Genomic DNA, 9,329 nt, shown 5'->3' with positions numbered 1-9,329 from the left:
ATCCTGCTCGGCGCGCTCCCGTCCGTGCTGCCCCGCCGGGCCGCCCGGATGGTCACCGGCGCGGTCAACGCCCTGGTGGCCTTCCCCGGCCTGCTGCTGGCCATGTTCACGGCAGTGGTCAGCGGGCTCGGCGCGCGCGGTGCGGTGCTCGGAATCGGCGTGGCCATCGCGCCCGGCTTCGCGCGGCTCACCCAGACCCTGGCCGCCTCGGTCGCCGGCGCCGACTACGTGGCCGCGGCCCGCATGCTCGGCGTGCACCGCCGCCGCATCCTCGCCCGGCACATTCTGCCCAACATCGCCGAACCGCTCATCCTCAACCTCGCCCAGTCGCTCGGCGGGGCGCTGCTCGGCCTGGCCGGCATGTCGTTCCTGGGCCTCGGCGTGCAGCCGCCGGACTTCGACTGGGGGCGCCTGCTGTTCGACGGGTTCGCGCGGATCTACGTCACCCCCGTGGTCGCGCTCGGTCCCGCGGCGGCCGTCGCGCTGGCCGGCATCGGCTTCAACCTGCTGGGCGACACCCTGGCCAGGGCCGCCGCCCGCTCCGCGGCCGGGCAGCACGATACCGTCCGCCCTGAGCCGCCGGAACCCGCCGGGGAGCCGGACCCGGACGCCGTCCTCGACGTCCGCGACCTGACCGTCTCGTTCCCGGGCGGCTCGACCCCCGTACGCGAGCTGTCTCTGACCGTGGCGCCGGGGGAGATCGTCGGCCTGGTGGGAGAGTCCGGCAGCGGCAAGAGCCTGACCGCCGCCGCCATCGGCGGCCTCGTTCCCTATCCCGGCTCAGTGACGTACGGCCGGCTGCGCCTCGGCGGCGCCGACGTCGCCACCTTGTCCGGCAAGGAACTGGGCACCGCGCTCGCCATGGTGTTCCAGGACCCGATGGCCTCGCTCAACCCCGCGCTGAAAGTCGGTGGCCAGCTCGCCGAGGTGGCCGTCGTCCACCAGGGCGCGAGCCGCTCGGACGCGCGCCGCCGCGCCGTGGACCGGCTGGGCCACGTCCAGCTGCCCGACCCCGCCAAGCACGCCGCCCAGCATCCGCACGAGCTGTCCGGCGGCATGCGCCAGCGCGCGGTCATCGCCATGGGCCTCATGGGCACGCCACGCCTGATCATCGCCGACGAGCCCACGACCGCCCTCGACGTGACCGTGCAACGGCAGATCCTGAGGCTGCTGCGTGAGGTCGTCGAGGAGACGGGCGCGGCCCTGCTGTTCATCTCCCACGACATCGCCGTCGTCGGCGAGCTGTGCGACCGCGTCGTCGTCATGTACGCGGGCCGGGTGGTCGAGGAACTGCCCGCAAACCGGCTCGCCGACGGTGCCGCGCACCCCTACACCAAGGCGCTCATCGCGTCCCTGCCCGACCTCGACACCGACCGGAGCCGCCCGTTGGCCGGCATCCCCGGCACCCAGCCGACCCCGGCGCAGGTCGGCATGGGCTGCGCGTTCGCCGCCCGGTGCTCGCTCGCCACCGAACAATGCCGGACGGAACGCCCCGAACCCGTCGTCCACGGCCCGCGGCAGCGGGTCGCCTGCTGGGAGGTCACCTCGTGAGGATCGAAGGGCTGACCGTGCGCTACGGCGGCTTCACCGCGGTCGACGACGTCACCCTGGAGATCCCCGACGGCCACGTCGTCGGTCTCGTCGGCGAGTCGGGGTCGGGCAAGTCGTCGCTGGCCAGGGCCGTGAGCGGGCTCGTGCCCTACACCGGCCGGATCGAGGGCGCGTCGCGGGTCCAGATGGTCTTCCAGGATCCGTACGCGTCGCTGGACCCACGCATGACGATCGGCGAGACGGTCGGGGAGGGCATCGACAAGCGCCGCCGTGCCAAGGAGGTGCCGCGGCTGCTCGGCCTCGTCCACCTGCCCGCCGAGCTGGCCGGGCGCTACCCGCGCGAGCTGTCGGGCGGCCAGCGGCAGCGGGTGGCGATCGCCCGCGCCCTGGGCGGCGACCCCGCCCTGCTGGTCGCCGACGAGATCACCGGCTCGCTCGACGTGTCGGTCCAGGGAGCGGTGCTCAACCTGGTCCGCGGGCTGCGCGACGAACTCGGACTGTCGATGTTGTTCATCTCGCACAACCTGGCAGTCGTCCGGTACGTCGCCGACACGATAGCCGTCATGCACCACGGCCGGATCGTCGAGCACGGGCCGGCCGAGCAGGTCGTCGGCGAGCCGGCGCATGACTACACGCGCGCGCTGCTGGCGGCGGTGCCACGGCTCAGAGGGTGATCCACTCGGTGGAGGTGGTCACCTCGTCGAGCACCTCCGGGATCGGCGCGACGCCGAGTCCGGGGCCGGTCGGCACCTTCAGGTGCCCGTCCGCCAGCTCGAACGGCTCGGTGATGTCGGTGGCGTAGTAGCGGCGCGATCCCGAGGTGTCGCCCGGCAGGGTGAACCCGGGCAGCGCCGCGAGCGCCACGTTCGCGGCCCGGCCGAGCCCGGTCTCCAGCATGCCGCCGCACCAGACGGCGATCCCGTTGGCTCGGCACAGGTCGTGGACACGGCGCGCTTGGAGGTAGCCGCCGAGCCGGCCCGGCTTGATGTTGATGATGGAGCAGGAGCCGAGGGCGATCGCCGCCGCGGCGTGCTCGGCCGACTCGATCGACTCGTCCAGGCAGATGGGCGTCTTGAGCTTCCGGGCGAGCCCGGCGTGCTGGACGAGGTCGTCGTTGGCCAGCGGCTGCTCGATGAGCAGCAGGTCGAACGCGTCAAGGCGGGCCAACTGCCGGGCGTCCGCCAGCGTGTACGCGGCGTTCGCGTCGACCTGGAGCAGCAGGTCGTCGCCGAACCGTTCGCGTACCGCGCGCACCGGCTCCACGTCCCAGCCGGGCTCGATCTTCAGCTTGATGCGGACGTAGCCCTCGTCGAGGTAACCCGCGACGGCGTCGAGGAGCTGCGGGACGGAGTCCATGATGCCGACCGACACCCCGCACGGCACCCGGGTCTTCGCCGCGCCGAGGAAACGCCCGAACGATTCGCCGGACGCCCGCAGCTGCGCGTCGAGGACGGCCGTCTCCAGGGCGGCCTTGGCCATGCGGTGACCCTTGATCGGCTCCAGGGTGCGGCCGACGTCGTGGACGCCGAGCGTCTTAGGCAGGGCGGGCAGCAGGAAGCGGCGGATGACGTCGGCGGCGCCGTCGGCGTACTCGGGGGAGTAGAGGGGCTCGGACATGGCCACGCATTCGCCCCACCCCTCGGCGTCCGGTGTCACGACCCGGACCAGCAGGATGTCGCGGGTGGTCTCCGTGCCGAACGAGGTGCGGAACGGCGCTACGAGCGGCATCGCGATCCGCCGCAGCTCTACTCCAGTGATCTTCACACTCTCTCCACTACATAGAACGACTTCTCGCAGAACCCGGTCACCTGACGGCCTTCGGCCATCAGGCCCCCTAACACGTCCCGCACGGCGTGCCGCCACGCCTTGGCCGCGCCCGGATCGGTCCGCCGCAACGCCTCGATGTCGGCGGGCAGGCCGACCAGCACCGTCGGCGCGTCGGCGCGCCTGACGACGGGTCGCCCGCCCTCGTCCGCGAGTGCCACGACGGCGTCCTCGGGCACCGGTGTGACGTTCGGTTCCCGGCGTGCGAGGGCTTCGACGTGGGGTGCGGTGAGCGGCCAGGAGGCGAGCAGGCGATCGGACTCGTCGCCCTGGTTGATGGCGTCGTCCATGACGCCGTAGAAGCAGGGCAGGTACTCCTGCGGGTGGGCGCCGAGTTTGGACAGGTTGAAGTGGGCGTTGCGGCGTACGAGCGGGTCGTAGGTCCAGGTGATGCGCTCCAGGCCGCGTTCTAGGGCCCAGCGCCGCTGGTGCAGCTTCAGCTCCAGCCCGACGCCCCGCCGCACCGTCGTGCCGGTGATGTGGGAGTGCAGCGTGCCGTCCGCGGCGAAGAACCCGACCGAGCCGCCGACGAGCCGGTCACCGTCGAAGGCCCCCGCCACGTAGTTGCCGGCATGCGAGAACGCGCACATCAGCTCCAGCGTGACGGGCGGGTCGCCGCGTTCGAAGTGCCAGATCTCGTTGTACAGCTGAAGGACCCGCTCGAACTCCGCGATCTCATGGATCTCCCTGACCGCGATCAACTTGCCGCCTTTCCTCCCGGATGTTCACTGGCGACGGTATTCCATGGTGCGGTCGGCGTATTCGTGCCGGACGACCAAGAGGAGGCGCGCGTTCGTCGAAGCGCACGGGGCGGTCGAGTCCTTCTTTGACTTGACCTTGCCTAGATCCGTTCCACGCTTCCAGGGGATTGACAGCCAGACCCCACCCACGCTCAGCGCCACGGTGCCGAGGGCGAAGCGCGTCTTCATGGACGGGGGGACCCGCAGCTACGACCTCGTCTCGCAGGACCTGGCGGACGCCGACCGTCTGGGCCACCCACTCTTTCCCTATTGGTTGCGCGGGACGTATCGCCGGCCCGCAGGCGTCCGGCCCGGAAGCGCCATTCGACACCATCGCGCGCACGCGTACGAGCCGGCGGCGACCAGCGGCAGGGCGACACGTGTTGCTCGTCAGGGTGGGGAGCAGAGAGCGTCGCGGATCGTGTCACGGAGCCAGCGCTGTGCCGAATCGGTGTCGAGTCGTGCGTGCCAGAGCAGTCGTACGTCGATTTCCGGCAGATCCGCGGGGATGGGAAACCAGCGGATGCCGAGGGCCTGGCCGTACTGCTCGGCGAGGCGTTGAGGGACGAGTCCGATGTAGTGGCTGGATGCGACCAGGAGCGCGGCGACGGCGAAGGTGGGGACGACGGCTGCGACGTGGCGTTGGAGGCCCGCGGCGTCGAGCGCGTCGTCGAGTGGTCCGCGGGCGCGTCCACGGCGCGAGGCCGAGACGTGGGGATATTGGCACAGGTGCGTCAACGTCGGCCGGCGGCGATGGCCCAGTGGGCTGTCGGCGCGGACGACGCCGACCATGTGTTCGCGGTACAGCACGGCTGTCCGGATGTCGGGAGCGGCGACGTGGCCGGCGCCGATGTCCAGATCGACCGAACCGTCGCGGAGAGCCTCAATGCTCTCACTGCCCTCCGTGACGAAACGCAGTGTCACACCTGGGGCGACCGCGGCCGTGGCTTCGACCGCCGCCGACACCAGGGTCGCGGCCACGCCGTCGTTGATGCGGATCGTGAAGGTGCGCTTGAGGTCGGCGATCGTGACCTCGCGGTCAGCGCTGATCAGTGCCGACGCCTGCTCGAGCAGCGACCGCACCCGCGGCGCGGTTCGAAGAGCGAACGGGGTGGGAGCCATTCCACGGCCGGCGCGTACCAGGATCGGGTCGCCCATCGCCCGCCGCAACCGGCCGAGCGCCCGGCTGGTCGCGGGGATGGACAGGTGAAGGCGCTCGGCCGCGCCCGTGACGCTGCCGTCCTGGAGCAGCGCGTCGAACACTCGCAGCAGATTCAGGTCGAGCTGGTCCGGCATGGGTTGCATTTTACGCAAAGAGCTATTGCGAAAGTTGCGTGGCGCAAAATATAGCGACGTTCCTACCGTGATGGTCATGGCGCTGCAGTCGCTGTTGTCGCGACGAGGACGCGCACACACCACATTGACCTCCGCGGCAGACAATCGCGGACCCACACAAAGGAACATCCACATGCAGATCTTCGTCACCGGAGCGACCGGATGGATCGGTTCGGCCGTGGTCGACCAGTTGCTCGACGCCGGTCACGACGTCATCGGCCTGGCCCGCTCGGACGCCTCCGCCACGACGCTGGAGAAGAAGGGCGCCCGGGTACGGCGCGGCGACCTCGACGACCTCGACGGCATCCACGCCGGCGCATCAGCCGCCGAGGCCGTCGTCCACCTCGCCAACAAGCACGACTGGGCCCACCCGGCCGCCACCAACCGAGCCGAGCGGGCCGCGGTCGAGACGATCGCCGAGGCACTCGTCGGCACCGATCGACCCTTCGTGCTCGCCACTGTGCTCTCGGGCCTGGTGCAGGGCCGGCCCGCCCTCGAGACCGACCCCTCGCCCGCGGTCGGCCCGGACTCGCCGCGAGGAGGCAGCGAGAACCTCGCACTCGAGTACGCCGACAAGGGCGTCCGGGTCATCAGCGTCCGCTTCGCTCCATCGGTGCACGGCATCGGCGACCAGGGATTCATCGCCCAGGTCGTGTCCGCCGCCCGCAGGCATGGCGTGTCCGCCTACCCCGGGGAGGGCACCAACGCCTGGGCCGCGGTGCATCGCCCCGATGCGGCGGGCCTCGTCCGGCTCGCACTCGAGGGAGCCCCTGCCGGCTCCCGGCTGCACGCCGTCGCCGAGGAAGCCGTCTCCACGCGCCAGATCGCGGAGGCGATCGGACACACGCTCGGCCTGCCGGTGGAGTCGGTCGCGCCCGAGAACGCCGGCGAACACTTCGGATTCGTCGGCCGATTCTTCGGGATGGACATGTCCGCGTCCAGCGCGTACACCCGCGACCTCCTGTCCTGGATCCCTGCCGGGTCGACCCTGATCGAAGACATCCGGTCCGGCGCGTACGGCCAGGCCTGAGCCCGCATCATCAGAAAGGGAAATGCCGTGCCCACGGAGTCATTCGAAGCGAACGTAACCGCCTTCATGCTGGTGAAGACAACACCCGAGTGGCTTGGCCTGTCGGTTGAGCAGCGGGTGGACGTCTTCAGAACCGAGATCGTCCCGGCGATCACGAGCAAGGTTAAGGACGTCCGGTCGCGGTTCTACGACACCGAGTTCTACTCGGCGCGCGTGACCGACGTCTGGGTGTGGGAAGCACGCGATCACCAGGCGTACCAGCTCCTCGTCGAGGCGCTGCGCGACACCTCCTTCTGGGATCGCTATTTCGAGGTCGTCGACCTCCTGGTCGGCGTGGAGAACGCCTACGCCAAGAACAACGGGCTGGACACCCTCGCCACCATCAACACGTGAGATCACGGTCACCGAGATCGGCTACGGCCCCTTGACCGTAGCCGCGCGACCTTGTCCTCGACGGCCCCCACAAGGGGGTCGTCGGGCGCGTCCGGCGAATCGGGTGCCGAGGCGCGGGGGCCGGGTTTGGGCGTGGAACGGACCACGGTGGCCTTGCCCGAGGTGGGCGGGGTCGCCGTTCGCGATGGCCGCGAGCTGTTCGCGGGTGCGTTGGGTCCCGGCCTCGACGGTTCCACGCCACAGGGCGGCCGCGCGCTCGGTCTCCGAGCCGTCCGCCGGCAGCGTGGCCGCGGTGAGGTAGACGACATACGCCTCGGTCGAGACGGGGTGCCGCCGTGGACGCCGTCGGCGCATTCCCAGTCGTAGACTGCCAACTCGCTGATCGAGGTGCCACCCGGGAAGAGTGGAGTCATAGAGCGAACTCCGCGCCGAGGTCGTCGAGTTCGGCGCGCTCGCAGACGTGGTCGATGAAGACGTAGCGGTGCGCGAGTTCGAGGGTGTCTCCGCCGGCCAGCGCGATCTCCTCGTCGAAGGCGGGGGAGGGGCTGATCACGGCGAACGGCTCTCTGCGTACGAACCACTTGATCGGCACGGACGCGCTGGAGCGGCCGGCGATGGCCAGCACGGTGCCGCCGCCGTCGATCTCGTCGTGCCGGCCGGCGAGGGCGAGCCACGCGGCCTCGGCACCCATCATCTCCTCGCCACCCTGCCCACCGGCGCCGATGATCGTTCCCTGTGTCCAGGACCTGGGGCCCCGCCAGAAGAAGCCCGCGTATCCGGCCGCCGGTCGGCCGTGGGTGGTGGGGCTGCCGAAGTCCAAGGTGGCGCCGCGGACATTACGCAGCTGCGTGGTGAAGTCCAGCGCCCAGATGCCGCGATCGGCGTCCGCGCCGTGAACGACCTGCCGGCGTTGCTCGGTGATCCAGTGCTCGCCCGCCGCCGTGACCCAGTGCAGGGTCTCATCGATCGCGACCTGTTCCCCGTCACCCGAGACATCGGTGAAGTCGATGTGATTGATGTGGCCGAGGTTGTCGAGCCAGTGGTAGTCCTTCTCCACCGAGAACGTGGGGCCGCCCCAGAAGTTCTGCCCTGACAGGTGGGCCCAGGTCATCTGCAGGCCCTTGTGCCAGCGGTGGTCCCACGGGCGGTAGACCGACATGGGCGCACCGGTGAGGCTGCGTATGGGATGCAGATAGGGCTTGGGCGCCTCGGCGTCGGGAGCGTCCGGATGGTAGACGTACTGTGCGATCTCCACGTCGCCGGCGGTGATGATCAGGGACTTGTCCTCGTGGCGGACGCCGAGCCTCGTTTCAAGCATGGCGGGACTCCTTCTGCTGCAGGCGGCTGATGGCGGTCGGCAGGTCGCCGCCGTTGAGCGAGTGGTAGAAGGGGTTCGCCCCATCGAGCTCGGCTCGGGTGACGGGACGTCCCGTGATGGCGGACTGGTACATGGCCGTGATCAGCTCCATGACGCGCCTGCCGTCGGCGCCGCCGGCGGGTGGGCGTTCGCCGGCCGCCCTGGCTGCCAGCAGGGCGGCGAGCTGGGCACGGTGCGAACTGGGCCTGTTCTCGGCCGGCGCCCAGCCGGCGATCCTGTCCTCGTCGGTGACGTGCGGCGCGGGCGTCCAGCGCCAGTGGGAGTTGTCGTATCCGTAGAGGTGCTCGACCTCGACGGTGGCGTCGGTGAAGTCGAAGCGCAGGTAGCTCGTCTCCCGGGGGGACAGGACGCTGTTGACGATCGAACAGATGGCGCCGGAGGCGAACCGGACGATCGCGAACGACACGTCCTCGGTCTCGACCCGGCGGCCGAGCGTCGCAACCACGGCGTGCACCTCGTGCCAGTCGCCGAGCAGGTTGAGCAGGAGATCCATCTGGTGGATGCCGTGGCCCATGGTCGGGCCGCCGCCCTCGGTCTCCCACTTGCCGCGCCACGGCACCTCGAAGTAGTCGTGGCCGCGGTACCACAGGGTGTTGCACACGGCGACGAGCGGCGCACCCAACTCGCCGGTGCGGATGTGCTGACGCAGCCGTTGTGCCGCGCCGCCGAAGCGGTGCTGGAAGACATAACTGGCGTACGGGCCGCCGTCCTTCTCGTGGGCGGTGATCTCGTCGTACTCGGCCAGTGACAGCGTCGGTGGTTTCTCACACCAGACCCACGCGCCGGCGTCCAGGCCGGCGATCACCGCCTCACGATGCGCGACCGGCGGCGTCGCGACGACAACGAGGTCGGGACTCTCCCGCGCCAGCATGTCCGCCAGATCGGTGTAGCGCCCCGGGATGTTGTGGGCTTCGGCCAACTCGTTCGCACGATCGGGATCGACATCGCAGACTGCGACGACCCGCACCCCGTCACCTGCCGCGGCCAAGGCAGGCAGGTGGCTGATCCTCGCGATGCCCCCGGCTCCGACGATCGCGACTCGGATCGGGGACGACAATTCGGACACGGATCCTCCCTC

At 70.4% G+C, this 9,329-nt stretch carries 9 protein-coding genes; 4 read left to right on the top strand and 5 right to left on the bottom strand.

The window, feature by feature from the left end; translation table 11 throughout:
- Window positions 1-1,551, top strand: a 1,551-nt coding sequence (locus AB0J09_RS20610; protein ID WP_360693124.1) for an oligopeptide/dipeptide ABC transporter ATP-binding protein, incomplete at its 5' end; no start/stop codon positions are given.
- The gene (locus tag AB0J09_RS20605) at window positions 1,548-2,225 is read left to right on the top strand and encodes an ATP-binding cassette domain-containing protein (RefSeq protein ID WP_360693121.1); all 678 of its coding nucleotides are present in this window, start codon (window positions 1,548-1,550) and stop codon (window positions 2,223-2,225) included. The genes AB0J09_RS20610 and AB0J09_RS20605, both read left to right, overlap by 4 nt.
- Here AB0J09_RS20605 and menC read toward each other — a convergent pair.
- The 3 genes from menC to AB0J09_RS20590 all read right to left on the bottom strand — a co-directional run bounded on the left by menC (window position 2,215) and on the right by AB0J09_RS20590 (window position 5,411).
- Window positions 2,215-3,315, bottom strand: coding sequence for an o-succinylbenzoate synthase (menC, locus tag AB0J09_RS20600; protein ID WP_360693118.1), 1,101 nt, complete (start codon window positions 3,313-3,315; stop codon window positions 2,215-2,217). The genes AB0J09_RS20605 and menC overlap by 11 nt on opposite strands.
- Window positions 3,312-4,076 carry a GNAT family N-acetyltransferase gene (locus tag AB0J09_RS20595; protein ID WP_360693115.1) on the bottom strand — a complete coding sequence of 255 codons (765 nt, stop codon included), beginning with the start codon at window positions 4,074-4,076 and terminating at the stop codon, window positions 3,312-3,314. Before AB0J09_RS20595 ends, menC begins: the two co-directional genes overlap by 4 nt.
- 429 nt (window positions 4,077-4,505) lie before the next feature.
- Window positions 4,506-5,411 carry a LysR family transcriptional regulator gene (locus AB0J09_RS20590; RefSeq protein WP_360693112.1) on the bottom strand — a complete coding sequence of 302 codons (906 nt, stop codon included), beginning with the start codon at window positions 5,409-5,411 and terminating at the stop codon, window positions 4,506-4,508.
- Between the two features lie 172 nt (window positions 5,412-5,583).
- Between AB0J09_RS20590 and AB0J09_RS20585 the strand changes: the two genes are divergently transcribed.
- Window positions 5,584-6,480, top strand: coding sequence for an SDR family oxidoreductase (locus AB0J09_RS20585; protein ID WP_360693109.1), 897 nt, complete (start codon window positions 5,584-5,586; stop codon window positions 6,478-6,480).
- A 27-nt stretch (window positions 6,481-6,507) separates the two neighbouring features.
- Window positions 6,508-6,873 carry a darcynin family protein gene (locus AB0J09_RS20580; RefSeq protein WP_360693106.1) on the top strand — a complete coding sequence of 122 codons (366 nt, stop codon included), beginning with the start codon at window positions 6,508-6,510 and terminating at the stop codon, window positions 6,871-6,873.
- Window positions 6,874-7,282: 409 nt separating this feature from the next.
- Here AB0J09_RS20580 and AB0J09_RS20575 read toward each other — a convergent pair whose 3' ends face one another.
- Both AB0J09_RS20575 and AB0J09_RS20570 read right to left on the bottom strand, forming a co-directional pair.
- Complete coding sequence (locus tag AB0J09_RS20575; RefSeq protein ID WP_360693103.1) at window positions 7,283-8,191, bottom strand: PmoA family protein; 909 nt, start codon at window positions 8,189-8,191, stop codon at window positions 7,283-7,285.
- On the bottom strand, window positions 8,184-9,317 hold the full coding sequence (locus AB0J09_RS20570) for a Gfo/Idh/MocA family oxidoreductase (protein WP_360693100.1): 1,134 nt from the start codon (window positions 9,315-9,317) through the stop codon (window positions 8,184-8,186). The genes AB0J09_RS20575 and AB0J09_RS20570 overlap by 8 nt, the downstream gene beginning before the upstream one ends.
- Window positions 9,318-9,329 lie beyond the last annotated feature (12 nt).

It is taken from the genome of Nonomuraea sp. NPDC049784, assembly GCF_040659615.1.
GTDB lineage: Bacteria > Actinomycetota > Actinomycetes > Streptosporangiales > Streptosporangiaceae > Nonomuraea.
The sequence above is the reverse complement of the archived record's forward strand: the minus strand, read 5'-3'. Positions and strand labels throughout refer to the sequence as shown.